The sequence below is a fragment of the Chryseobacterium sp. C2(2020) genome (assembly GCF_014218915.1).
Classification (GTDB): Bacteria; Bacteroidota; Bacteroidia; order Flavobacteriales; family Weeksellaceae; genus Chryseobacterium; species Chryseobacterium mucoviscidosis.
This window is the reverse complement of the sequence record NZ_JACLCT010000006.1, coordinates 1-26,359: the sequence shown is the minus strand read 5'-3', so window position 1 is coordinate 26,359 and position 26,359 is coordinate 1. Positions and strand designations below refer to the sequence as shown.

The window sequence follows — 26,359 nt, the reverse complement described above, 5'->3', positions numbered from 1 at the left end:
AAACAAACCCCTGTAAAATTAATTGAAATTTAATTTTAAAACCAAATTCTACTCTAACACCCCCTTTAAAATAGATGCAACTTCTTTAAATTTTGTAATTGGGAATAAATGGCTCCCTCCTTTGATTACATAATCGGGTTTGGAATTTTTGATCGGGAAAACAATATCGCGGTCTGCCAAGATCTGTACCACATCGGGATTTTCTTCGAACTTCCAGTCTGAAATCTTTTCAATCGACCATTTTAAATAATACGGATCTCTTACCCTGAAATATTGCAAAACTTTAGGATTTCGGGGATCAAAGAATTTTCTTACAACGGAATACATATTGGTGGTTCTTTCGTTGAAGAAAGTAACAGGCAGAACTTTTGGAATTTTCGTGATCTGTCCGGCTTTGATGAGACGGGATTTTTCTTTATCAGATTTAATGCTTCCGAGGATCACCACTTTTTTGGCAGGTTTCAGCCTGTTGATCTCCTGCACCATAATTCCCCCGAAAGAATATCCCACCAGATAAAAAGGCTCCGAATCATCAATCTTTTCTGCCATTCTCTTTACATAATCTGAGAACTCTTCATTTTGATGAGGAATCAGCCATTCGATAAAAACCACTTCGTGATGCTTTGGAAATTCAATTTTCTCCAAAACCTTAAAATCTGCACCAAGTCCGCTTACTACATAAATTTTCATACCACTAAAATAAAAAAATCAGTCAAAAAAAATGAGCGCTTTCCAAAGAAATCGCTCATTTTGATGTATTAAAAGGATAATTCCTTATTTCTTTTTAACAGGCGTTCTGTTTTCGTTATCCAAAACTGCTGTTGAAATTCTGAACTGGATATCCATTTCGTTTTTAATGAAATAATCTTTCAGAGAAGACTGGTAGAATACTTTGAAGTCCCTTCTGTTCAGTGAGAATTTAGCAGACTCGATTACTACGGTAAACTGAGTAATATAAACGTTTGCAGGGAACGTGATAGTTTTTCTCACTCCTTTAATCGTTACATCTCCGTAAACGGTAGAATTGTACTCGCTGTTTGCCAGAGGAATAATTTTCGTTAAATGGAATTTCGCCAACGGAAATTTCTTAACGTCGAAGAAATTTGAACTTTTAAGATCGTTCGTTAATTTTACCATATCTTCATCCTGGCTTGAAACATCACCCGCCATTAAGGATTTCATATCGATAACGAATTCTCCGTCCACCAAAACTGTTTTATCAAAAGTAAATTTTCCACTTTTCAGCTTTATGGTTCCGGAATGGGTAGTAGGAACTGTTTTTACAACTTTATATCCCCACCATCTGATGTCCGACGATGTTACTTTTACCACTTTATCTCCTTTCTTCTGAGCGAAAACAAATGACATACTTACGCACATCATAGCAAACAATAGTAATCTTTTCATTCTTTTTTATTTACAATTCAACAAAAATAAAAAAAAGTGTAGAACTTCTACACTTTTAACAATCTTTTTTTGATTAAATTATTTAGCTGTTACCTTTACAAGCAAATCCATATCATCTTTCACAAGAACATCCTGCATTGTAGATTTGTAAGCCACATCAAATTTCTGTCTGTCGATAGAGAATTTGTTAGACATTAAGCTTACTGTTCCGTTTGCGTATGTAATTTTTGCAGGGAAAGAAATAGCGTTGGTTTTTCCTTTTACCGTTAAGTTTCCTGTAACTAAAGAAGTATACACTTTATCGTTGTTTTTCTTTACTCCGGTGATTTTGAAAGTTGCCGTAGGATATTTTTCAACTTCGAAGAAATCTCCGTTTTTAAGGTGACCGTTCAGTTTCTGCTGATATTCTCCGGAAAGATCTGTTGCGTTGATAGAAGTCATATCCAATACGAAAGAACCGCCAACCAACTGGTTTCCTTTCAATACCATTTCTCCGGATTTTACTTTTACCGTTCCGTTGTGAGAGCTTGCCTCAGATTTTGCGATTTTATAACCCCACCACTGTACATCAGAGCTTACTACTTTTTTTGCCTGTCCGAATGCTAATCCGCTTGCTAAAACTGCTAATAAAAATATTTTTTTCATTTGAATAAAAGTTATTTTCTTGTTTGTTATTTACTGGTGCAAATGTAACTAACTGCTTTGAGAGATTTCATTGATGTACATCAATAAATACATTTTTATTTCATGAGTAATATCATCCATAAAAAAAACTCCGAATTTCTTCGGAGCTTTGTTTTATTCTTGATAGTAAGCGGTGTAAAGCGCTGCACCATTGAGTGCCGTATTCGGATTTCTGTTCAGATAAATCGGAATATTTCTCAGCATTTCCTCCATCTTATCGCTGATCTTGAACTTCTCGTAAAATTTATCTTTGTTAATATAGTCTGCAATTGTTTGCGGAATATCTCCGGAAATGAATAAACCACCGGTTGCTTTTAATTTCAATGTTAAATTGTTTGCCTCTCTTGCTAAAAATTCAAGGAACGTGTCTAAGGCAATCTTACAGATAAGCACATCTTCTTCCACTGCAGCTTTGTAAAGTTCTTCCACAAAGTTGCCATTTGCGAAACGATCGGCAAGCCATTCCGGTTCCGGATGTCTTTTCACGTCTCTCAGGAATCTGTAAATATTGAATAAACCACCTTTAGACAATACATTTTCCCAGCTTACGATTCCGTAGATATTATTCAGGAATTGATAAAATTCTACCTCAACGTTTGTTCTTGGAGAGAATTCTGAATGTCCTCCTTCTGTTGCAAATGGTCTTAAATATTTTCCGTCGAAGAAATATCCGGCTTCACCCAGACCATTTCCCGGAGCTAAAATTGCTACATTTCCGTTTTCCAGATGTCCGCTTGTGTAGATCGGATCAAGGTCTGCATCTTCTAAAAGCCCCATTCCGTAAGCCGAAGCTTCAAGGTCATTCAGCATATCTACTTTTTCAAAACCTAAATCTCTTTTGTATTCTTCTACATCAAGATTCCAGCCTAATCTTGCCGGACTGCTTTTTCCGTTCAGAACCGGTCCCGGAACCGCTATTCCAAGCCTTTTTACGTTTTCAAGCTGATTGTCCTGAATAAACTTTTTCAAAATTTCTGAAAAAGAAGCATATTCTTTGGTAGGGTATTTATTCTGGATTTTAATCTCAAGACCTCCGTTACCGGAGACGAAATATCCTAAAGTTGTAATATCTTCACGAAGGTTTGCGCCAATGATAGAAACATTATCATTGCTGTCATTTTTTACTCCCGGTAAATAAAGTGGAAATTTTGGATTCAAAATCATAACCTCAAATTTTATCAAATATAATAATATCTTTTGTAAATTTTCGTTAGAAATAAAAAACCTTCTCAAAAAATCGAAAAGGTTTGGTTAATAATTGCTTATATTTAAATCTAACTACTTTCCTAAAGGAATGTTGTAAGAAAATCCTACCCCAATGTTGCCCACATTGTAGTCCTGATTAGGCAAATCGCCCTTGCTTCCTACAAAAACTTTCTGATACTGTACAAAGAAATTCCAGTCCTGGTTATGGTATCCAATTTCCGGTTTTAAGTAAAAACCACCATTTGGTCTGTCTAAAGTAACATTAGAAGCCACTTTATCATCACCTACCAAAAATCCGTATCCTAAGTCTGTACCAAAATAAAATCCTGTCTGTTTCGGATAAACTCTCAATAATGCAGCTACAGGAACTACTCCTACATCATTATTGTTATATCCGTTGTTATCCTTTCCGAAATAGTGTGTATATCCTGTTGCGATCCCCAATCCGAATCCCGGAGTTACAAGGTTCTGATAGGCTACATCCACTCCTACTGCCATAGAAGTATTGTCAGAAGGAACTGCTAAACCAACATTTGCTCCTACCTTTATCATATTATTCATCTGTGCACTTTGTGCGCTCAATGCTCCTGCAGTCAAAATTCCGGCAAATAAAATTGCTTGTTTAAACATTTTCATAACTCTGATTTTTTAAATTTTACTACGCTGAAATATGTAAAAATCGTGCCAAGCAAAGCCTTTACAGCAACTTTAACAATGCTTAAAAACGTAAAAAATTGAAATTCAATTCATTATTTTGACTAAAAAATTAAATAAACGTTTAAAAAATTATTCTGAAAATTAAGACAGGGTTAAACATTTAATCAGAATATATTTAAAAAACTTATTCAATATTAACAATTCTTAACCGTTATTAATTTTAACCTTACTTCATTACACCCATCAAAAAGTAAATAATTGATATGATTTCTCCATCATTACTCAACAATAAACACCTTCTCTGGCGCGCAGGATTCGGACCGGAAATCAATCAGCTTGAAGATCTTCATAAAAAAGATATTAAAAGCCTGATGAATGATTTGTTTAAAGAAGAAACATTTCTTTATGTAAATTATGATACGCCCGATATTGCAGAAACCGGAGATTACATGATGAATGATCAGACTCCGGCAGAAAAGAAAAAAGAAATGCAGAGAATCAGCCGACAGCAAAACGAAGAGCTCAATCTGAATTTTCTTGATAAAATGGTAAACAGCAAAGAGCAGATGAGGGAGAAAATGGCTTTTTTCTGGCATGGACATTTTGCTTCCAGAGTTGTTAATCCGAAATTTAACCGACAGATTTTAAATGTTATCCGAAAAAATGCACTCGGAAACTTTAAAGATCTATTATTTGAAGTCAGTCAGGCTCCGGCGATGCTGAATTTTCTTAACAATCAGCAGAACAAAAAAGATCATCCCAACGAAAATTTTGCCCGTGAAGTGATGGAACTTTTCACTATGGGACGAGGAAATTATACGGAGAAAGACATACGGGAAGGTGCGAGAGCTTTTACAGGATGGGGATCTGATAAAGAAGGAAATTTTAAAGAAAGAAAAAATCTTCACGATGAAGGCTCAAAAACTTTCCTCGGAAAAACAGGCAATTTTACAGGTACAGATGTTTTAAATATCATTCTTGAAGAGAAAGCAACGGCAAAATTCATCACCACAAAAATCTATAAATTCTTCGTGAATGAAAATGTTGATGAAAACATTGTAAAATCCCTGAGCGAAAGTTTTTACCAGTCCGGTTACGACATTAAAAAACTCATGATGGATATTTTTTCCGGTTCTTGGTTTTACGATAAAAAAAATATCGGTAGCCGTATAAAATCTCCGATTGAACTTATGGCAGGAATCATGCGGTCGCTTCCCATGAATATTCAGAATCCTGAAAACCTCATCGTTTATCAGAAATTACTGGGACAGATGCTTTTGTACCCGCCGAACGTTTCGGGCTGGCCGAACGGAAAATCGTGGATCGACAGTTCGACTTTAATGTTAAGACTTCAGATTCCGCAGATATGGTCCGGCTTGCGACCGTTAGATTACCGTCCGAAAGAAGATGATGATTTGGATATGGGTTTAAAAAACAACACGAATTCTTTAACGAAAAGTTTTAAAAACCCGAATATTACGATCGATTGGACTCGTGTAGAAAAGATTTTTAACGGAAAGAATGTGGAAGATTATTTAATTCAGAGTTCAAAATCTCTGGATATGAATTCGGTGAAAAATTTCTCCGACAACAGTGTGAAAATGAATGTCATTAATCTCATGTCGACACCGGAATATCAGTTAATGTAGTTTTCAGGTCGCAGTAGCAGATTTTAGCTTACCGTTAAAATACAGCTTTAAAACCAGCAACCTGTCATCTTTACCCTAAAACCTAAGCTTATGTTAATCAAAAGAAGAGAATTCCTAAAAATAAGTTCATTGGCAACCGCATCTTTTCTGATGCCGAATTTTCTAAAAGCCATGACATTCGATGATGCACTGGAACCCAATCAGAAAATACTGGTGGTACTGCAGTTTACAGGAGGAAATGATGGTCTGAATACGATTATTCCGACAAAAAATGATATTTATTTCAAGGAAAGAAATAAAATTGCCATTCAGAATTCCATGCAGCTTACGGACGAAGCCGGAATTAATCCTGCACTCTCCTATTTCAAAGAACTGTACGATCAGGGAGAACTTTCTGTAATGAACAATGTCGGCTATCCGAATCCCGATAAATCACATTTCCGAAGCATGGACATTTGGCATTCCGCAAGCAGAAGCGATGAATATCTTGACACAGGCTGGCTGGGAAGATTTCTCGATGAAGAATGTTATAAATGCGACCACCCGACTCAGGCTCTGGAAGTGGACGATATGCTGAGTTTAGCTTTAAAAGGCGAAAACAACAAAGCATTTGCCTTTAAAGATCCGAAAAGATTATATCAGACCAGTCAGGAAAAATATTTCAAATCACTTTACGATCATCATCATGACGATGAAACAGTTTCCTACCTGTATCAGACTTTAGGCTCTACCATCAACAACGCAGACTACATTTTCGAAAAAAGCAAAGCGAAAAAAACAGAACAGACTTACCCGAATTCTCAGCTCGGAAAAGACTTTAAAACCGTTTCTTCTTTAATAAAATCTGACATCAATACAAGAGTGTATTATCTTTCCATCGGAAGCTTTGATACACACGTGAACCAGAATGAAAGACAGCAAAAACTCTTTACAGACATTAATGATGGGGTAAAAGCGTTTGTTGCGGATATGAAAAGCAACGGACTTTTCAATGATATTTTACTGATGACTTTTTCAGAATTTGGTCGGCGTGTTGCCCAGAATGCAAGTAACGGAACCGACCATGGAACGGCAAATCAGATGTTTTTCATCAGTGGAGGTTTAAAGAAAAAAGGAATTATGAATGCACTTCCCGATTTACAGAATCTGAATGAAGGAGATTTAATCTACACCGAAGATTTCCGGAAAATTTATGCTACTATCCTTAAAAACTGGCTGAAAGCAGACTCTTCTAAAATTCTCGGCTGGAAAAACGGAGTATATGATTTTGTATAAGGAACAGGAAGAAGCTAATTTTAAAAACAAAAAGAGGCTGTTGCAAAAATGAACAGCCTCTTTTCTATAATTTAAATCTAACTACTTGTCATGTTAATTCGTGGATGCAGGAAGTTGCTTAGGATCTTCTTTTTTCTGACTTTTCTGATCAATTTTCTCAGAAATCTTCTTCACGATAAATTCGATAACCAAAGGCGCAACTACTGCTACAACTGCTTTTAATATTCTTGATTTCATACTGTTTATTTTTTTATGATTCATGCAATACAATTTCTAAGCCAAGATTTTTATCAGTCTTCATCCGGAACAGCAAGGTTTTCATAATTTTTAGCTGCCGCTTTGAATTTTTCTTCCAGTCTCAGCCTGAGCTTTCTCGGTTTATGCACAACCAGACATTCTCCGAACCCCAAAAGAAGTCTTTCCAGTTCAAAATTCAGCTGTACACAGATTTTAAAAATAGTACCCTCATTACTTTCGCTTACAATTTCCTGACTGGCATGAAAAGGTTTGGTCTTCACATAAGGCGCATTGGAAGAATCTACGAAGAAAACCACATTTCGCGGAGCCATCGTTGGCGAAACGCTCACTCCTACAATATCCTTAAAATATTCGTCGCCGTCGAGATTCATATCAATATAATCGATTTTTTCCTCAATCTGAATATCTTCCATTCTGTCCAGAGCAAGATTGTAGACATACTGCTTATTGGAACAGATCAAAAACCAGCGGTTGTTAAATTCCTTCAGCAACTGCGGATGAACAATATAAGAATCTGATTCTCTTGCTTTAAAACTTTTATACGTGATGTTTAGTACTTTCTTGTGCAAAATCGCATCATACAGAATATCAATATATTCCAGTCCTTTCAATTGCTCATTTTTATCTAAATGAATAATTGATTTCTGGTTCGTGGAATGGATGGAATCTTCCAGCTTCTGGATCACCCCGTTCATTTCCTTGAACATCGAAAAATCTTTGAACTGCTTTAGAATCTGCACCGCATTATTCATGGCTTTCAGATCACTTTCATTAACCGAAATATTGTGAATGCTGTAATCCGGATCGCTGTAGCGGTAATATTTTCTTTCGTATACCTCAATCGGTGCTTCATACCCGAATTTTTCGCTCCGCATATTCTGCAGATCAAGCTGTACCGTTCTTTTGCTTACAAAAGATTCTTTCCCTTCAAATTCGAACAAAGCTTCCGAACATTCGTCAATAAGATCTTCGAGTGTATATTTCCGGTATTTATTTTTCAGGCATTTATCCAGTGTTTTGTACCGGATGAGCGCGTTTTTATTGGATGACATACGATGAGGTTAAATTTTAGGTTAAGACTGAGATTGAGGTTGAATTTAATATAAGGTAGTGAAATTCCCCTCCTCTGGAGGGGTGGCGAAAAATCTTGGATTTTTTGACGGGGTGGTTAAAAGTTACCATTTTTCATGATCTCTTTCTTACCAAGCAAGCACTTAATCTCTTCTAAATTGTTTGAGATTACTTCGTCATTTCTGAACTGCGTTCGCAGACTTCCGTTATTTTCGCAATGACAGTTTACTTTCTACTTAAGGCTTTTCCTTCAAAAGAAATTCCTTCCCAGCCGGATTCTATAAAGTTTCTGATATTCTGATGATCCGTCCCTTCAGGATTTTTAAGAACATCTTCCCTGTAAAATTCTCCGAAAAGATTCAGCGTTTCTTCTTTAGATAAATCATTTAATTTCGCAAAACTAAAAATCTTACAGGAACCATTATTCTGATTGGCTTCATTTACTGTATTTCCGTTCGTAAATTTTGTCGGGGTAAAATCGTAATGTTCATCAATAAAAGCAATTACATCCTTAAACTGAATTTCCTCTGCCGATTTTTCTAGTTGTTCAAATAACATATCTTAATTTTTTATTTATAAATAATTCAATTTTAAAACAGAAATCCGCTCGATCGGAGCAATATCTGTGTAGAAAAGTTTTAAAAAACCATTTCTCGTTCTTTAAGGACACTATTTTTTTGAAATGATTCAGTATCCACTTTAGAGCTTTATTTGTTCCTCACAAAAATCTTTGATTTTTAAATCTGATGTGCTCTAAAGTATTCTCAATCATTTAACTTAAAACTAATGTGACTCATGTGTCAACTAACTTTTGTGCCTTTTGTGGTCAATTCGTCAAAAATAATTAAAATAATTTTATCTGCGCAAAAAGATTGCACACTTTAGTCCTTACTTTGCATCATCAAAATGAGAGAACACATGGAATTTAACGGAAATCATTTAATCGAATTAGGATACAGACCAGCGAAATGGTTTAAAGAAGCGATTGAATTCATCAACGAAAATAATTTAGACGAAACTCAGATAAAAGAATATCTGGAACAGTTTAAACAGCCCGAACTGATTCCGCTTCATGAAACGGCAAAAGATTTTGTGATCAACATCAGAGCAGAACACGAAAGTGAAAATGATAACGTGGAAAAAGTAATCAACACGATGAAAGTCCTGATGAAAACGCCGACTCTGGAAAACGGAGCCATTATGCCGGATGCTTGTCCTACAGGTCCTGCAGGTCATATTCCTGTTGGTGGTGTGGTTGTGGCAAAAAATGCGATTCATCCGGGATTCCATAGCGCAGATATCTGCTGTTCTGTGATGCTGACGGATTTTGGAAAAGCAGATCCTAAAGAAGTTTTGGATGCAGCCCATTCCATCACGCATTTCGGATACGGTGGAAGACCAAGAGGAGAACAGATGCCAATGTCTCAGGAATTGATGGATGCTTTCAGAAAGAATGATTTTCTGAATGACGAAAAATTAATAAGCATTGCACGTTCTCATATGGGAACTCAGGGCGACGGAAACCATTTCCTGTTTGTCGGAATTTCCAAAAATACAGGAAACACGATGTTGGTAACACACCACGGTTCAAGAGCTCCGGGCGCAGCTTTATATGATAAAGGAATGAAGGTTGCGAACCAGTTCAGAATGGAAATTTCTCCTGAAACCTTAAGAGAAAACGCATGGATCCCTTATGAAACGGAAGAAGGAAAACAATATTGGGAAGCCTTACAGTTAATCAGAAAATGGACGAAAGAAAATCATATTTCCATTCATGATGCCGCTTTGAATAAATTGGGAATCGAGAAAGAAGACCGATACTGGAACGAGCATAATTTTGTTTTCAAAGATGGAGATTTATTCTACCACGCAAAAGGTGCAACGCCTTTGGATGATAAATTTATGCCGGATATTACAGGTCCGAGATTAATTCCTTTGAATATGGCAGAACCGGTTTTGATTGTAAAAGGAATTACCAACGAAAGAAATCTGGGTTTTGCGCCTCACGGAGCAGGAAGAAATTTCAGCAGAAGTCAACATAAAAAATCGTTGGCGCATAAAACCATCGAAGAAGTTTTTGAAGAAGAAACCAAAGGATTAGATATCCGTTTCTTCACGAATGAAATTGATATTTCTGAACTTCCAACTGCTTATAAAAGTGCAAAAAATGTAAGAGCGCAGATTGAAGAATACGGATTGTGTGAAGTTCTGGATGAAGTGATGCCTTACGGATGTATCATGGCAGGTGATGTTCAGAAGAATGCGCCTTGGAAGAAAAAGAAGAAGTTTAGAAAAGCATAGAATTTCTTTTGTCTTGAAACAAAAGAAACAAAAAGTTCAAGACCTGGAAACTTCCGCTAAAAATTAAAACTTAATCCTAAAATTCCCAAAACTTGCGCGAATTCAAGATAAGTTCTTCGGTTCAAAAGTGCAAGCGCGCTTCAGACAATGGGAATTTTTTAACGGATTAATTTTAAATTTTCTTAACGCTTCACTTTCCGAAGTCAGATTATTGGAAGTTAAGAATTCAAAATTATCCGTAAAAACAGATTAAGAACAATTCGTTAACAAAAAGAAAACTAATAACCGAACCTTGCAGGTGTAAAAGCCTGTAGGGTTTAATGAAAACCTTTAATCATAAGGTAGGAACAGTAGCTCAGATGGTAGAGCAACAGATTACTTTTCGCTTTTGGCAAATAAAGTTCCTATGTATTCCAGTTGTGGGTCGCAGGTTCGAGTCCTGCCTGTTCCTCAAAAAAAATGAAAAAAAATTGTTAGATATACACAAAGGCGCAATTTATTTAAAAGCTATACTTGTTAAGGCGCAAGGATTTTATCTCCGATAAAATTTAATGCTGAATATTTTAGCTAAAAATGTCGCACTGAGTTTGCCGAAGTGTCCGCCTTTTTAAAAAACTTTAAGGCAAAGGGAGTTCCTATAAATTATTTGGAAAATTACTCCCCGCCTATTAAAAATTATAGGTAAAAGGAGTTCCTATAACACTTCACTTTTAATGAATCTTACTCCTCACTTATTTTTTTAAACTCAAAACAATGAAAACATTAAAATTATTCAACGCTGTACTGGCAAAAGAATCGGATGCTGAAGTCTTTATTTCTCAGGATGGTTTCATCATCGAACCTCATGCAATCTGGGCAAAAAAAGAAATTATTTCCTATTACGCTAAAGAAAAGCTGAACGGAAACGATCTCAACAAAACGTTCCATAAATCTTGGCAGAAGATTAAAGAAAGTACAAGATTCGAACTGTTGATGGAACAGCTCTTTCATTATTTTTCCACCTATGGAAGCAGATTTCAGGGTGAAGTATACATTCCGGATGAAGTGTTGAATATCCCGGATCTGAAGCTTAATTTTAAAGTTATTAAAGCCTGTTCCGAAGAAGAAATGCAGGAAAAATGTCTTGCTATTCTAAGATCAGGAATTGCTCTGAAAGAAGAAACAATTGATGATTTACTATCTATTCTGCACGACGAACTGGAATATGATTTTACAGGAAAAGAAAATATCAGAAACAAAGAAGCCATCATAAAAATTGCCGACCGTTACGACGTTTATCCTGAAAATAATGTTGAATTTTTGCGTTACGTGATCTACAAAACCACAAAAGAAACATTATTAATTAAAAACAATGATTTGATTAATGATATTAAGCAAAGCAAATTCAATCCGACTTATCTTTTTGAAAGTTTCGGACTGGAAAAAATGGCGGAAATTTTTAACCGTTTCAAGCCTTTATTTTTAGCCTATAAAAACAGGGCGCCAAAGGTGATTAATAAAATTTCGAAGCTGTCGAAAATTTATCACAAACCATTAATTTCGAATCCATTGAATAACGCAACCAATATGTTACTGGAAAACAGCGATCTGCACTGGCTGGAAAATGCCACTCCGTTTGCTTTGTTTAAAGCTTTATCGGCTTGTTATTCAAGAATGTACGGTCAGGATACTTTTGTATACAGAATCCGAAACGGAAAATCGTGGACGAAAAAATCAATCGGAACTTCCGTAAATGAACTGAACTACGATTTTATCTTAAGCTATTTAAAATCAAAATATCGTTTTGAAGGTAAGAAATTCTATTTCCCTGAAGATGTAGAATTTGCCTTACCGACTTCTGAAAAGATGTTTGTAGGGAATATTCCGACGGGAACAAGATTTTTCGGTGAAAGATTAGCAGTAGGAATTTACTGGGAAAATGCATGGGGAGCTTATGATTTGGATCTTTCAGGATTAAATATTGCCGGAAAAATCGGATGGAATGCCGCTTACAGCCAAAATTCTGGTCAGTTGATGTATTCCGGAGACATCACTTCCGCGCCAAACGGTGCTGTAGAATATCTTTACGCAAACAGAGGTTTAATGGCTCCTACTTTGGTAATGAACAACGTTTTCAACGGAAACAGCGACTGCGGATATAAAATTGTTATCGGAAAAGGCGATGCCGTTTCTTACGATTATATGATGAATCCGAACCATCTTTTTGCTGAAGCAAAATGTCAATCCGTACAAAAACAGACCGTTTTGGGAATGTTGCTGCCAAAAGACGGAAGACAGTGTTTCGTACTGCTGAATTTCGGAGCAGGACATGCTCATGTTTCAGGAAATACAGAAATTTCCGTAATGGCAACGAACGCTTTGTATCAGCAATGGTACGAACCGATATCCTTCAATCTTTTGATTCAGGAATTAGGAGCTGAAATCGTTTATGATAAAGAAAATGCCGACTTTGATTTTTCTTTGGAAAATCTGGAGAAAGACAGTTTTACGAAGATTTTTAAATGATAAAATTTTTGAGGCTAGATAATTTTAACGCAATGCCCGCAAAGTTATATTTATTAAAATGATCTTATTTATTTGTTCGCAAGGGCAATTCGTTCAGCTAATGATAAAAACGTAATTTAAGTAGGAAAGCATATTATTTATGAAAAATGTTGTACGTAGCTTTACGTCATAAACGGCTGTTAAAGACTTTGCTTAATAGCAGATGAAATCTGCCCTTACTTTGCTTTCTTTTAAAGTATATCATTGGAAAATAGAAACTTTGCGTATAAAATCTAAAGTTAAAATTTCAAACAGATATAAATAATTTTTTCAACTTTTTAAAAGCTCTTAAAAACATTACTATCAGTTTGTATAAACTCATTTTAAATTTAACCGCAAAAGAGGCAAAAGACTTTAGCGGTTAATTTAAAGTATTTCAAAAGTCTGCAAAGAGAAAAAATCTTTGATTTTTTTTAACTTATGTACTCTTTCTTTCCATTTAAGTAGTAAACTTAAAAAACTAAAATGTTTACACCTTTTGCATCTTTTGCGGTAAAAAGTTTAGACAAGTTTTACATAAAATAATCCTGCGTAAAAAGATTGCGCAGGATGTTTTTTATTTTGTATCAAATTTAAAAATCATGACACCAAAAATAATAGATAAATTAAAAGAAGTTGAAGAAAAACGCGGTGTAGAAATACTGCTTGCCGTAGAATCGGGAAGCCGCGCTTGGGGATTTGCGTCTCCGGACAGCGATTACGATATACGCTTCACATACCGACACGAAAAAGACTGGTATCTTTCGCCGTGGGATAAAGATGAAACCATAGAATTTATGACGGAAGACGATCTGGACGGTTCCGGATGGGATCTAAGAAAAACGTTCCATTTATTGTTGAAGTCAAACGCGGCTTTGCTGAGCTGGTTCTACTCTCCTATCGTTTATGTGAAAAATGAAAAATTTTACGATCTGTTTAAACCTTTGGCGGACAAATGCTTTTCTCCGATAGCCGTATTTTATCACTATTCAAGCATGAGCAAAAAATATCTCGAAGCATGCAGACTTGATGAGGTAAAACTGAAATCTTACTTTTACTGTTTACGAACCACTTTAACCGGAAAATGGATATTGGAAAAAGGGACGGTTCCGCCTGTTTTGTTCAGTGAATTGCTGGTCTTAGTAGATGATTTTACAAGAACGAAAATAGAAAATTTAATCGCTTTAAAATCCACAAAAGGAGAATCTTACCATCATCCGAATGACTGGGAACTCTTCGGATTTTTAGAGAAGACCATACTGGATAATGAAGAAAGAGCTAAAAGTCTGAAAGGAGGAAATTCGGATAAAAACGAAATGGAGCGGGTTTTCAGGGAAATATTAAACTTGTCTTAATGAAAACACAAAAAAACAACCACAAATTATTGACAAAATTTGGGGAAATATTATTTAAAAAATATGAGCTTCAAAATGAATGGGTTTCTGAAATTCCTCCTGATAATTATGAAATTTCATTTATTATCAGTAATAAAATCAATTGGGATCTGATAAAACAAATTGTAGAAGATCTTATAGAAAATAAAAAGAATTTGGCTGAAAGATCAGAATCATTATTAGTTCCTTTTCATAAAACGATCTTTAATAATGAATACCAAGAAAAGGATGGATATTTTGAACTTATTTGCGTAGAAATTAAAAAATATGATGAAAATTTTAATTACGAAATAAATCTGTTATTTGCAATTCATTCAAAAACTAATTTTGTAATGGATCCTTATGCAACATATTCTTGCGTATTTTTAAAAAGACAATATACTTATGTCCTTAAGAAAGTAGAAAGGGAAATATAAACAGAATCTTAAGTTTTATGAAATTTACCTTTATCTAAAAATAAATACTGTTACAATGAAAAACCTCATCGCGCTCTCTCCTATGTACACGGAAGACAGCAACAATCTTAAAAAAGCATCCCTCAATTCACCCTACGAGTTGAGCCGGTTTAATGCAAAATGGAATGTTCCCGAAGAATTTCGTGCAGACGTGATTGCGGTGTATGGTGAAGATATTTATGCTGAAATTGTGGCGGAACAATGCAGTCTTACATTGACAAAACCAGATGACGACTGGCTTTCAAAAGTTTCGGAGGAATTTACCAAAAGAAAAATCTCTTATGGAAAGCTGAAAGATTTCGTGCATGAAGAAAATATTTTCATCAAATGTTCCGATTTTAAAAGTTTTAAAGCCGGAATTTTTGATAAAGTCGCCAACATCAAAGGTTTTGATACATTGGATCTGGAAAGCAGGGTTTTCACTTCCGAAGTCGTAGAATGGGAACTGGAAGTAAGATGTTTTGTCTTAAATAATCAAATAATAACGCATTCTTCTTATTGGAGAAATGACGTTTTTGACACCAATACGCTTTCCGAAAACGAAAAGAAAGAGCTTTTTGATTTTTTCAAAAATTTCATTCAGCAATATGGCGAAACACTTCCCAAAGCGATTGTTCTGGATTTTGGGATCATCAATGGAAAAGGCTGGGCTTTAATTGAAGCCAATCCGGCTTGGTGTTCCGGTTTGTATAATTGTGATGCGGAAAAAGCTTTGGAGGTTGTTGTAAAAAGCTGTATAAAGAATTAAAAATGCAGATCATCATATTCATCGGGATTCCCGCAAGCGGAAAAAGTTCCTTCTACAAGGAGCTTTTTTTCAATTCGCACATCAGGATCAGCATGGATTTGCTGAATACCCGAAACAAAGAAGGAAAACTGCTTCAGTACTGTTTTGAAACACAGTCCAAAATGGTGATTGATAACACGAATGTTACTAAAGAAAGCAGAAGAAAATACATTGAACCTGCCCGACAGAACAAATATGAAATTATTGCATATTATTTTGAAAGCAACATTCAGGATTGTATGGAACGGAATAAATACAGAAAAGACTCCATCAGCGAGATCGGAATAAAAGCAAAATACAAAGATCTCGAAAAGCCTTCGATTGAAGAAGGTTTTGACAAAATATTCCATGTGAAAATAAGAGACTACAAATTTGAAATCAGCAGTTATGAAATTTGAAGAAATTGAAGCGGTCATGCGAAAAAACGAAAGCCTTTCGGAGCAGTATATTCTGCCGGAAAACTTTATTATCGTGAGGCTCGACGGAAGAGGATTTACCAGACTTACCAAAGAAAAACTGTCGCTGGAAAAACCTTTCGACCTGAAATTCAGTCAGGCAATGATCGATACGACGAAACACCTTTTTACCATCGGGTTTAGAGTGTTGTACGGTTACACGCAGAGTGATGAAATTTCACTGCTGATCCATAAAGACGACCACACTTTCAGCAGAAAAGTAAGGAAGATCAATTCTGTTCTCGCGGGAGAAGCCAGTGCTTTTTTCAGCCTGCAGTTTCAGGAAATCTGTGTTTTCGACTGCAGAACGATTTCCATTCCGAATCGTGAAATGATCGCGGATTATTTTTGCTGGAGACAGGAAGATTCCCACAGAAATTCCCTTTCCGCTTACTGTTACTGGACGTTGAGAAACAACGGATTCAATGCCGGACAAACCACCGAAAGAATTGAAAGAATGTCACAATCCGATAAAAATGAACTGCTTTTCCAATACGGAATCAATTACAACGATCTTCCGTCTTGGCAAAAACGTGGCGTCGGAATATTTAACAGGGAAGTTAACAAACAAGGCTATAATCCTGTAACACAGCAAACGGTGGATTGTGTAAGAAATGAGCTATTTATTGAAAAAAAACTACCAATAAGAGAGGATTATAGAGTATTTTTGAGGGAGATTTTTAAAGAATTTTAAAGCAAATGAACTACAAAATCATACACAACGAAGAAAAATTACAGCAATTCATAGACTGGCTTCCTGAACTATTGCCCAATGAACAATATTACGTTGCCCTTCTCGCAAGAAAAAAATACAACCCCGAAACAGGACTGAAAGCAGATAAAGCACAGTTAAAAAGATTTACCTCAACCAAAGAAAGACTGCTTCATAAAATCAGGCAGCTCGAAATTCCGGCAGGCTTGTACGAATCCGGAAATACCGAAGTTTCGCAGGATAACCTCGCGATTTACATCACTCCCAACCCGCGCGATCTTCACAATGCTTCATTGTTTTTAATGAAAGAAATTTCGGAAAAACTCATCCGGAAAGATAATGCCATCAATCCCCATACGTTGGCTTTAAATCTTATTCAGACCACCACTTCACGAAAAATATTCTTTGATCTGGATATTGATTTCCGTATAGAAAACCATCAACAAGCCATTGATAAATTCAGAGAAGACATTGCAGACTGCTTAAACCCAGACTGTCTTACCTTTATCAAAACTAATGGCGGACTGCATTGTTTAATTAAATTAGATAACATTCAGAAAGAATACCAGAAAAGCTGGTATCAGAAAGTTTCACAGCTCACCTGCGAAGAATACGAAGTCACCATGAACGGCGATAACGTTTTACCAATGACAGGCTGTTTTCAGGGAATTGATTTTTCACCCTATTTTTTAGATTAAATTACAAAAACAGAAATCTAGAAAATTAATAGTAAATTTGGGATATTTAAAAAACTTAAACAATAAAAAAATGTCTAAAAAGGCTTTTAATATAGAAGAGGTAGACCAAGCTGTAAAATTTAATGAAGTTATTGCTCCTGACCACGAATTCTTTACCGATTTTTCTGGATTAAGAGGGGAATTTGAAGACAGAATTGTTTACAGAAATATGAATGTTACTAAAAGAAATGGACTCTATCAATTTAATACAGCCAATAATTCTTCTAATAAATCTTTATTATTTCTAGGTGGGATGAGAGGTTCCGGAAAAACATCAGAACTGGCAAAATATGCTAAAAATTTACATAATCCGGAATGTTTCTATTGTATTACATGTAATATAGATGTAGAACTGGACATTAATGAGCTGGAATATATGGATATATTAATTTTGCAATTGGAGAAACTAACTCAAAAATTAGCAGAAGATGATGTAAATGTAGATTCTGGGATTAAAGACAAAATGCAAAAATGGTTTAGCCAAAGAGAAATAGAAATTAAAAAAGAACTAAAATCTGAAGCTGGAATAGAAACAGAAGTAGGAGTGTCTACCAAAAATCCGTTTTTTAATTTGTTGAGTATCGTGGCAAAATTCAAAGCGAGTGTTACAGGAAGCATGGAAAGGGCAGATGTTACAAGAAAAAATTTAAAAAACAATTTTATCAATTTTGCCAATATTTTTAATGAATACATAGAAGAAGTTAATGTTGCTATAAGAGAAGAAAATAGAGGTAAAGAGGTACTATTTATTGTAGACGGGTTAGAAAAAACAATGAGCAGCGAAACCCGAAGAAAAATTATTATTGAGGAGCAAAACAGGATCGAAAAAATAAAAGCATACACAATATTTACCTTGCCTATAGAACTTATCAGCCAAAGACCCAATCTCACTCAGTTTAGTACCGTAGAATGTTTTCCTTTTGTAAAAATATCCGAAAGAGATGGTACCAAAAACGAAGATGCTTACCAAAGATTTAGAGAATTTGTTTACAAAAGAATAGATAAAAGTATTTTCGCAGAAGAAGACCTTGTAAACGATGCTATTTATTATTCCGGAGGTTCGCCTCGTCAGCTTTTGCAAATTTTAGAAATCTCTGCTTTTTTTGTAGAAGACGATGCTACGCAAATCAACCGTACTGCATTGCAAAAAGGCTTACAACGTTTGGCAAACCAAACCTCCCAGTTTGTAGAAATGCCAATGATAGATAAACTGAAACAGATTAATGAAAATAATGCCAAAGGCATAGATACTCCGTATGATGAAATTCTGCAAAAAATGTTAGAAAACCTTTATGTATTGGAGTATAATAGCGGGACCTATAAAAGACCAAATCCTATACTAGAACTTACCAATCTATACAAGCAATATGTTGCTAAAGAATAACCAAGAAGAAGAATACAGTATTTTACTAAAAGCGGTAAAAAATGAAGTATTCCATTTTATTGTGGTACAATACAACCATTACAGTTTGGTAAGAGAAACGCAATCTTTGATACAGGAAACCTATCCCAATAAGAAAACCCAAAAGATAAATCTTTTGGAAGAACCTGCAGAAAATCTTACAGCCCTATTATTAGAAGACAATAGCGACATTTTTTTTATCGAAAACTTTCAGGTTTTATTTCAGGATGAAAACCAATCCGTTGCTATTGGAATTAACCAACGCAGAGACAAGTTAAGCCAAAAAAAAGGACAAATTATTGCATTTCTTCCGAGTGGGAATGTGTTGCTAAGAAATTTTCAGAAAAAAATGCCGGATTTGTCTTCTATTACCAATCTTATTATACAACTGGAAGAAGAACAGCCAAAAAGTACGCATCTACAAAATAACCTCTCTCCCGTTATACAAAATAACGATTACGATAATATTCCTGATGCTGAAACCGAGATAAGACGGATAGAAAAACGATTAAGCACCTTAAAAGAAGAACCAGAAAACAGCAATCTGCGTATACAATTAAATCTCAATTTAGCCAAAGCCTATAAATTTACAGGGCAATATGCAAAAGCAAAAAAACAATTAGAAGATTTAAAAAAATATGCAGAGTCTATAGAAAGCAGCGAAGAGTTAATTAATAGTATATGTAATGATTTAGCCTTAGTTTTACAAAACTTAGGAGACTACCCACAAGCGAAAATATATCTTGAAAAAGCACTAAATTCCGACATTAAAAATTTTGGAGAAGAACATTCTACCACAGCAGTTAGTTATTCTAATTTAGCTTTAGTCTTACAAGATTTAGGAGACTACAAACAAGCGAAAATATATCTTGAAAAAGCACTAAATTCAGCTATCAAAAACTTTGGAGAAGAGCATCCTACCACAGCAATCCGTTATTCTAATTTAGCTGTAGTCTTACAAGATTTAGGAGACTACAAACAAGCTAAAATATATCTTGAAAAAGCACTAAATTCAGCTATCAAAAACTTTGGAGAAGAGCATCCTACCACAGCAAACCGTTATTCTAGTTTAGCTCTAGTTTTAAAGGATTTAGGAGACTACCAACAAGCCAAAATATATCTTGAAAAAGCACTAAATTCCGACATTAAAAATTTTGGAGAAGAACATCCTAATACCGCAATCCGTTATTCTAATTTAGCCACAGTTTTAAAAGATTTAGGAGACTATCAACAAGCCAAAATATATCTCGAAAAAGCATTGCTTTCTGACATTAAAAACTTTGGAGAAGAACATCCTACCACAGCAATCCGTTATTCTAATTTAGCTACGGTTCTACAAGATTTAGGAGACACCCAACAAGCTAAAATATATCTTGAAAAAGCATTGGCTGTTTTTGTTAAAAATCTTGGAGAAGAACATCCTCATACTAAAATTGCAAAAGGAAATTTAGATTTCTTAAATAATGTTATTTCTAAAAACAAAAATGACCATACAAGACCTTAAAAACAAAAACCTCATCCTTTTCGAAGCCATCTCCGGAAGCCGTTCTTTCGGATTGGCAACAGAAAATTCCGATACAGATATTCGTGGCGTATATTATTTACCGAAAGAAGACTTTTTCGGGTTAAACTATATTCCCCAGATTTCCAACGAAACCAACGACATCACCTACTATGAAATCGGAAGACTTATCGAACTGTTACAGAAAAACAATCCCAACATCCTCGAAATTATCGCCAGTCCGGAAGACTGCATCTTACAGAAACATCCCTTAATGGATCTCCTGAAACCCGAAGATTTCCTTTCCAGACTCTGCAAAGACACCTTTGCAGGATATGCCGTTTCCCAGATTAAAAAAGCAAAAGGACTCAACAAAAAGATTCTCAATCCGATGGATAAAGAGAAAAAATCCATCCTCGATTTCTGTTATATTTTGCAGGATCAGGGCTCCGTTCCGTTGAAAAAATGGCTGCGGGAATCCTCTTCCCCCGAAAATAAGAATGGTTTACAGCAGGAAAAATGCGGCTTGGTAAGCATCGACAATACCAAAGGAATGTTTGCCCTGTTTTACGATCAGTCCGGCGATTTCAGATACAAAGGAATCATCCAGAACCTAGAAGCAAATCAGGTCTCTGTTTCCTCCGTTCCCAAAGGACAGCATCCACTTGCCTATCTTTTCTACAACCTAGATGCCTATTCTACCTACTGCAAAGATTACCGCGAATACTGGAAGTGGGTTTCCGAACGCAATGAAGACCGCTACAACGTCAATCAGAATCACGGACAGAATTACGACAGCAAAAACATGATGCACACGATTCGTTTATTACAGTCGTGCGAACAGATTTTTAAAAACAATTCTCTGAATATCCGCGTGGAAAACCGCGAAGAATTACTTGACATCAAAGCCGGAAACCGGTCGTATGAAGAAGTATTAAAAAAAGCGGAAGACCTTATTGCTTCTATTGAACATTATCATGCTGCTTCTACTCTACCCGATGTTCCGGATCTGGAAAAAACCACAAAAATATTAGTTCAGATCCGCGAGGAACTCTATAAAAACAAATAAAGCTTCATTTCTGAAGCTTTATTTTATCTATTATCTGATATTTATTTTACCAATCTGATCTCCATTGCAGAAAAACCTTTCGGAGATTTTTCCTTTTCGAAAGAAACTTTATTTCCTTTCTTAATCTGGTCGATGCAGTTGTTGTTGTGGAAGAAAATATTTTCTTTAGTCTTATCTTCCGTGATGAAACCGTATCCTTTTTCGCTTAAAAAAGTTACAATTCCTGTTTTTACAGTTTCTTCAGCCTCAATAGGAGCTGCTCCCAACTGAATATTGTTGATATCAATTTCCTCTCTTTCAGCCTGATCCGGTGGTGTAGAAGTAAGTTGTCCGTTCGCATCTACATACATGAACATTTCGTTCAGGCTTTTCCCTTTATCATTATTTTCCTTACGCTCTTCACGGCGCATTGCTTTTTCTTTTAGTTTTTGCTGTTTTTTCTTGAAATTTTCTTTTTTAGAGAAAGAATCTGCCATATATTTTATTGAATTTTTATTTTACAGTTATTTGAAGCTTCGGAAAAATAATGGATCTTCCCCATCTCAGTGATTCTGTCCACCAAATTCCGAACCTGTTATTAAAGGGTTTCTGAGTGCTTTTATTAATGTGAATGCCCTTAAAAAGGCATAAATTGAAACGGAAGTAAATAAAATATTCTAAACGATCACAGAAAGTAAAGACAGAGATTTCTTTTAATAAGTTAACAAATATACGAAAAATAAGCACACCAAACAAATCTTTGGAATTTCAATTCATTGAATTTCAATTTATTTTAGAGATTGAATTTTAAATGAAGCCTGATGAAAAAGTAATCCGAAGATTCCAACAAAAAATAACACAAAATAGTAATGGATTAATTCTGGAATATGTAAGAATTTCGTATAAGAAAATTTATAATCATGCCAGAATTAACATTAAAACAAAAAAACAGAGATCTTAAAAGCATTTGGGATTTCTTACTCTTTTCCATTATTGTCGGAATAGTAATCTGCTTTCTTATCGGCTTAAACACCTTGAATATGAAAGGAGGAATAATGGCTTATCTGGAACTTACAGGAGCATGCATCTTTATTGGAGGAGCCAGTTTTGGAATTGGGGGGCTTTCAGGATTTTTATTTGGAGTACCAAAAATTTTAAACTCAGATACAAATAATCATGACAGAAAACCTTCAGTTACGCAAAATGATAATCTTGTTCAGATCAGTGACTGGCTTACAAAGATTATTGTCGGAGTGGGCTTAACTCAATTGAATAATATTCCTGAATTTTTAGCGCGGGTGGGAAAATATTTTTCGATAATATTTCAGAACAAAGAGTCTGGTGAAAAAATAGCCATCGCTGTAATATTGTATTTTCTTATTATTGGCTTTTTATCCGTTTATCTATGGACAAGACTTCATTTTATTGGTATGGTAAAAAAAGTAGAAGATGATTTAGATAAAAAAGTCAATGCAATGGCTGAAGTCATTAATGATACACAGCAAAAAATGACCGATTTAGGCGGCGGAAAAACAATCTCTGAAAAGTTTGATGAAGTAAAAGCAGAAGTAAACAATATTGCTACGAATGATCCGGATGACCCTCAAAAATCAAAATGGGGTGGAAAATCTGAATGTAATGAAAGAAAAATTACGGCAAAAATAGAACCTTCAGAAAATCCTGCATTATATAAAGTAACCCTTGAAGTATGCAGTACAAATCCGGCAAATCCTCTTACCGGGTTTGTTAAATTCCATTTACACCCTACTTTTAACAATGACAACCCAATCATTGCGGTTACTGATGGAATTGCAAGGTTGGTTTTAAATAAGGTATATGGAGCATTCACCGCAGGAGCTGAAGCAGATGAGGGAAATACCCGCTTAGAAATAGACTTGGCAGAATTATCCGGTGTTCCACAGGAATTTAGAGACAGATAAACCTTTTTAATGATTAAATGGTTTAAAATAATAAAAAGGCTGCTCCTTTAGGAGCAGAATCTGTGTAGAAATAAAAATAAATCCGGCAATCAATCCGTAGGATTGGTATCTTTAATGCGCAATGTTCTAGAGATAGCGTTCCTACGGAACGCCGGGCTTATTGCGAACCCCCCTTCTCTGTAAAAAACAGGTTTGCGAAATATCATAATTATACTTAATTTGCTCAGGAGATAAAACTTTCCCCGTAGAAATTCTGCATAATAAAATTCAGAAACTCTGCCCATTTGAAGTTCTCTCTATAATTTTTAAACAAACAGACCATGGTTCTCGAAGGATTAAATACTGAAGGCGTACTTATTTTTGCCAATACCACCAAATGTAAAAACTATTACTCGGATAAAGAATTCAATTACGATTATCCCGATGGATTATCAGAATTATTAAAACAGGGAATCATCCATATCATTACTACCGATGAAGCAGTAGAACAGGTCGATTTTGTTTTTAATAAAGAAGAAATAGACAGCAGTAGATGGGAATTTCACGATTCTTACAATTACTTAAAAGCAGAGCCCGGAGATGAAATCCGCACTGTTTCTCATGCAGATTTTACCCAAATGTGCCATAATCATAAAGGTGATTTAGAAGCCCATATCGACAGTTCATTAACCCTTAAAAACATTTTAAACGGAAGCAGAGATGTAACAAAAGAAGAATATTTTAAATATGAATTGCCATTAATAGAAATACCAACGGGAATCTGGAAATTAAATATTTATTCCCTTAAAGAAGAACATATCCTGAGCTGGATCGAATTTTTAATCCACCTGGAAAAGATAGAATCCGTTGAAATCGATAAAATCACCCTGAAGCCGCTTGAAATCTTTTCTTAAATACAAATACTTTTTGAGAGCAGAAATAATATGAATTATATAGACGAAAGCACTATCCCGCAATGCAAGATTGAAGAAAAGAAATTCGAATGGGGAGAACCCTATACAGTCTATACCCCTGTTTTCTGTTTTCCCGATTTATTAAATACCACACTGGAAAATTCGATTATTCTGTTTGGAGAAAATAACTTTAAACATCAGTTATTGATGTTATACAATACGATCAATAATCATGAAGAGTCTGAAAGACTTACAAACTATCAGGGAGAACCATTGAACAGGAAGTCAATATTGGAATTGATAAACACATATCTTAAAAAAACTGAGACTTTAACTGCCCCTTGGGAAAAATACAACATTGGATTAACAGAGGATGATTATATAAGGCATCTTGAAGATAAGCTGGGAAAACCCCTGTATTATATAAAAGTCTGACTGCCAAATAAAGTCTTCTCTGTTACAGCTTATTGAAAACCTTTCGATAGCGCGGATTTGAAATTTCGATAGCGCGGATTTGAAATCCGTGCTGTACTTCCAAACCGCGCTGCGCAAAGTTTCCCGACTTTGAGCAATATCAAACCCAAACAATTTTTTTAAATTTATCCCGTTTCTGATAGTCTCCCTACTTTGAGCAAAAATTAAAACAATACTAAATGAAAGAAGGCTATATTATAAAAGATAAGGAAGAACCGCATTTTATTACTTGTACAGTAGTAGATTTGATAGATATTTTACAAGAAAAGTTTATAAAGATATCGTAGTTGCTTCTTTAGATTATTGTATAAGAGAAAAAAGAATGATGTTGTATGGCTACTTCATCAATGGATGTTATTAACCCAAAATCCCTAAACAATATGAATTTTAAAACTAAAATAGTTATCATTTTATTATCCTCTTTATTACTTACGAATTGTAAGGAGGAAATGAAAAAATGTGTAAGTCAATCAACCGATACTAATGTAAAACTATATAATGATTTAACAGATCAGTTGATACCTTATTTTTTTAGAGAAGATTATTTAGGTAAAAAAAAATATTTTGATAGTTTAAGAGTTCATAATGAGGATTTATATATCGAAGAGAAGACAAAAGCGCACAACGAAATTTTTAATCATCCTGAAAAATATTGCAATTTGTATATAGATTCTACTAAAAGTAAAAATACATATTTCGGGACAGATAATACCGAGGTTTATTTAAGACGCATAATCAGAACGCAGGATTCTTTTAAAGACTTTTCCAATAATACAGATATTATTAAAAAATTAAGTACACGAAGTTCTATAAAAGCAAATCAATTTAATTTGTGTACCGCAAAAGTACTGGATCTGGCAGAGTATGATAAACATACAAATGATTGTGAGATAGGAGTAGTATATTTTTCAGAGATTGTATTTGATCCTTCTAAAAAAAGAGCATTAGTTTTTGTTGACCATCATATAAAAAAAGATTATTACGGTAGAAATGCTGTATTTAAACTAAAATTGCATGATAATTATTGGGAAATAGAAGATTATACGATATTGTCAACTTCCTAATTCTCGATAGCGCGGATTTGTAATCCGTGCCTGTAATATCAACAAAAACACCTGATAGCGCGGATTTACAATCCGTGCTGTACTTCCAAGCTCAAAAATGCTTTGGTTATATCCCATTTCTTCATAAAATCCTATACAAATTCTTCTCTTTCTATGGAAGATTTCCTGATTTCCGGAACAGTAACTTTATGGGACGTAAATCATTTTTTCGCATTCGTATAAAACGAATAATAATAAAAAACAGGATACTTTTCAAAAGTTTCTGATTTACCCATCGTGTAGGCATCATGTTCATATATCTTTGAAAAATCAAGGATAAGAGATTTCTTTTCCGGGAAATTGAAGATGAACTTTATTAAACTGCTTACAGCAGTTTCCGTCTCATAAGTAAATAACGTGAATTCGGAGAAAAACATGAGGTGCTTAATGTCTAAAATTAATATTTTAGAATTGAACAAATACTAAA

At 34.9% G+C, this 26,359-nt stretch carries 26 protein-coding genes and 1 tRNA gene; 18 read left to right on the top strand and 9 right to left on the bottom strand.

Annotated elements, in window-relative coordinates:
* Positions 1-48: 48 nt before the first annotated feature.
* The 5 genes from H6W52_RS05275 to H6W52_RS05255 all read right to left on the bottom strand — a co-directional run bounded on the left by H6W52_RS05275 (position 49) and on the right by H6W52_RS05255 (position 3,933).
* A complete protein-coding gene (locus tag H6W52_RS05275) occupies positions 49-690 on the bottom strand; it encodes an alpha/beta hydrolase (protein WP_076395482.1) in 642 nt (213 codons plus the stop codon).
* Between the two features lie 84 nt (positions 691-774).
* Entirely contained in the window at positions 775-1,407 is a 633-nt protein-coding gene (locus H6W52_RS05270) for a YceI family protein (RefSeq protein WP_076395480.1), read from the bottom strand.
* Between the two features lie 78 nt (positions 1,408-1,485).
* Positions 1,486-2,052 carry a YceI family protein gene (locus tag H6W52_RS05265; protein ID WP_076395478.1) on the bottom strand — a complete coding sequence of 189 codons (567 nt, stop codon included), beginning with the start codon at positions 2,050-2,052 and terminating at the stop codon, positions 1,486-1,488.
* 153 nt (positions 2,053-2,205) lie between these two features.
* On the bottom strand, positions 2,206-3,255 hold the full coding sequence (locus tag H6W52_RS05260) for a glucokinase (protein WP_116096525.1): 1,050 nt from the start codon (positions 3,253-3,255) through the stop codon (positions 2,206-2,208).
* A gap of 114 nt (positions 3,256-3,369) precedes the next feature.
* Positions 3,370-3,933: a hypothetical protein gene (locus H6W52_RS05255; RefSeq protein WP_116096527.1), complete on the bottom strand. Its 564-nt coding sequence runs from the start codon at positions 3,931-3,933 to the stop codon at positions 3,370-3,372.
* 284 nt (positions 3,934-4,217) lie between these two features.
* Here H6W52_RS05255 and H6W52_RS05250 point away from each other — a divergent pair, with 284 nt between their 5' ends.
* Together H6W52_RS05250 and H6W52_RS05245 are read left to right on the top strand one after the other, a co-directional pair.
* Positions 4,218-5,603 carry a DUF1800 family protein gene (locus H6W52_RS05250; protein WP_116096529.1) on the top strand — a complete coding sequence of 462 codons (1,386 nt, stop codon included), beginning with the start codon at positions 4,218-4,220 and terminating at the stop codon, positions 5,601-5,603.
* 90 nt (positions 5,604-5,693) lie between these two features.
* Positions 5,694-6,878: a DUF1501 domain-containing protein gene (locus tag H6W52_RS05245; protein WP_116096531.1), complete on the top strand. Its 1,185-nt coding sequence runs from the start codon at positions 5,694-5,696 to the stop codon at positions 6,876-6,878.
* Between the two features lie 93 nt (positions 6,879-6,971).
* On the opposite strand, the gene H6W52_RS05240 is transcribed toward H6W52_RS05245, so the two are convergent.
* The 3 genes from H6W52_RS05240 to H6W52_RS05230 form a co-directional block, all read right to left on the bottom strand.
* A complete protein-coding gene (locus H6W52_RS05240) occupies positions 6,972-7,115 on the bottom strand; it encodes a hypothetical protein (RefSeq protein WP_165763009.1) in 144 nt (47 codons plus the stop codon).
* A gap of 53 nt (positions 7,116-7,168) precedes the next feature.
* Positions 7,169-8,188: a helix-turn-helix transcriptional regulator gene (locus H6W52_RS05235; RefSeq protein ID WP_116096533.1), complete on the bottom strand. Its 1,020-nt coding sequence runs from the start codon at positions 8,186-8,188 to the stop codon at positions 7,169-7,171.
* Between the two features lie 244 nt (positions 8,189-8,432).
* Positions 8,433-8,765 (bottom strand): HopJ type III effector protein, encoded by a 333-nt coding sequence (locus tag H6W52_RS05230; RefSeq protein WP_116096535.1) that lies wholly within the window; start codon positions 8,763-8,765, stop codon positions 8,433-8,435.
* A 360-nt stretch (positions 8,766-9,125) separates the two neighbouring features.
* Between H6W52_RS05230 and H6W52_RS05225 the strand changes: the two genes are divergently transcribed.
* The 12 genes from H6W52_RS05225 to H6W52_RS05170 all read left to right on the top strand — a co-directional run bounded on the left by H6W52_RS05225 (position 9,126) and on the right by H6W52_RS05170 (position 21,543).
* Positions 9,126-10,508 carry an RtcB family protein gene (locus tag H6W52_RS05225; RefSeq protein WP_087711561.1) on the top strand — a complete coding sequence of 461 codons (1,383 nt, stop codon included), beginning with the start codon at positions 9,126-9,128 and terminating at the stop codon, positions 10,506-10,508.
* A gap of 344 nt (positions 10,509-10,852) precedes the next feature.
* Positions 10,853-10,959 (top strand) — tRNA-OTHER (locus tag H6W52_RS05220).
* 302 nt (positions 10,960-11,261) lie between these two features.
* Entirely contained in the window at positions 11,262-13,013 is a 1,752-nt protein-coding gene (locus tag H6W52_RS05215; protein WP_116096537.1) for a hypothetical protein, read from the top strand.
* Between the two features lie 620 nt (positions 13,014-13,633).
* Positions 13,634-14,386, top strand: a complete 753-nt coding sequence (locus H6W52_RS05210) for a DNA polymerase beta superfamily protein (protein ID WP_116096539.1) — start codon at positions 13,634-13,636, stop codon at positions 14,384-14,386.
* Entirely contained in the window at positions 14,386-14,841 is a 456-nt protein-coding gene (locus H6W52_RS05205) for a hypothetical protein (RefSeq protein WP_116096541.1), read from the top strand. Before H6W52_RS05210 ends, H6W52_RS05205 begins: the two co-directional genes overlap by 1 nt.
* A 55-nt stretch (positions 14,842-14,896) precedes the next feature.
* The gene (locus H6W52_RS05200) at positions 14,897-15,628 is read left to right on the top strand and encodes an ATP-grasp domain-containing protein (RefSeq protein ID WP_116096543.1); all 732 of its coding nucleotides are present in this window, start codon (positions 14,897-14,899) and stop codon (positions 15,626-15,628) included.
* Between the two features lie 2 nt (positions 15,629-15,630).
* Entirely contained in the window at positions 15,631-16,065 is a 435-nt protein-coding gene (locus H6W52_RS05195) for an AAA family ATPase (RefSeq protein WP_116096545.1), read from the top strand.
* On the top strand, positions 16,055-16,816 hold the full coding sequence (locus tag H6W52_RS05190) for a tRNA(His) guanylyltransferase Thg1 family protein (RefSeq protein WP_116096547.1): 762 nt from the start codon (positions 16,055-16,057) through the stop codon (positions 16,814-16,816). Before H6W52_RS05195 ends, H6W52_RS05190 begins: the two co-directional genes overlap by 11 nt.
* A 5-nt stretch (positions 16,817-16,821) precedes the next feature.
* The gene (locus H6W52_RS05185) at positions 16,822-17,532 is read left to right on the top strand and encodes a hypothetical protein (protein WP_116096549.1); all 711 of its coding nucleotides are present in this window, start codon (positions 16,822-16,824) and stop codon (positions 17,530-17,532) included.
* Positions 17,533-17,602: 70 nt separating this feature from the next.
* Positions 17,603-18,955: a hypothetical protein gene (locus H6W52_RS05180; protein ID WP_116096551.1), complete on the top strand. Its 1,353-nt coding sequence runs from the start codon at positions 17,603-17,605 to the stop codon at positions 18,953-18,955.
* Positions 18,939-20,477: a tetratricopeptide repeat protein gene (locus H6W52_RS05175; protein ID WP_116096553.1), complete on the top strand. Its 1,539-nt coding sequence runs from the start codon at positions 18,939-18,941 to the stop codon at positions 20,475-20,477. The genes H6W52_RS05180 and H6W52_RS05175 overlap by 17 nt, the downstream gene beginning before the upstream one ends.
* A complete protein-coding gene (locus H6W52_RS05170; RefSeq protein ID WP_116096569.1) occupies positions 20,458-21,543 on the top strand; it encodes a DNA polymerase beta superfamily protein in 1,086 nt (361 codons plus the stop codon). Before H6W52_RS05175 ends, H6W52_RS05170 begins: the two co-directional genes overlap by 20 nt.
* A gap of 41 nt (positions 21,544-21,584) precedes the next feature.
* Here the strand turns inward: H6W52_RS05170 and H6W52_RS05165 are convergent, their stop codons facing one another.
* Positions 21,585-22,019 carry a cold shock domain-containing protein gene (locus tag H6W52_RS05165; protein WP_076395443.1) on the bottom strand — a complete coding sequence of 145 codons (435 nt, stop codon included), beginning with the start codon at positions 22,017-22,019 and terminating at the stop codon, positions 21,585-21,587.
* 423 nt (positions 22,020-22,442) lie between these two features.
* Here H6W52_RS05165 and H6W52_RS05160 point away from each other — a divergent pair, with 423 nt between their 5' ends.
* The 4 genes from H6W52_RS05160 (at position 22,443) to H6W52_RS05145 (ending at position 25,893) form a co-directional block, all read left to right on the top strand.
* On the top strand, positions 22,443-23,462 hold the full coding sequence (locus H6W52_RS05160; RefSeq protein ID WP_116096555.1) for a pYEATS domain-containing protein: 1,020 nt from the start codon (positions 22,443-22,445) through the stop codon (positions 23,460-23,462).
* Between the two features lie 320 nt (positions 23,463-23,782).
* The gene (locus H6W52_RS05155; protein WP_116096557.1) at positions 23,783-24,355 is read left to right on the top strand and encodes a hypothetical protein; all 573 of its coding nucleotides are present in this window, start codon (positions 23,783-23,785) and stop codon (positions 24,353-24,355) included.
* 30 nt (positions 24,356-24,385) lie between these two features.
* Positions 24,386-24,790 (top strand): hypothetical protein, encoded by a 405-nt coding sequence (locus H6W52_RS05150; RefSeq protein WP_116096559.1) that lies wholly within the window; start codon positions 24,386-24,388, stop codon positions 24,788-24,790.
* A 371-nt stretch (positions 24,791-25,161) separates the two neighbouring features.
* Positions 25,162-25,893 carry a hypothetical protein gene (locus H6W52_RS05145; protein WP_116100168.1) on the top strand — a complete coding sequence of 244 codons (732 nt, stop codon included), beginning with the start codon at positions 25,162-25,164 and terminating at the stop codon, positions 25,891-25,893.
* Positions 25,894-26,359 lie beyond the last annotated feature (466 nt).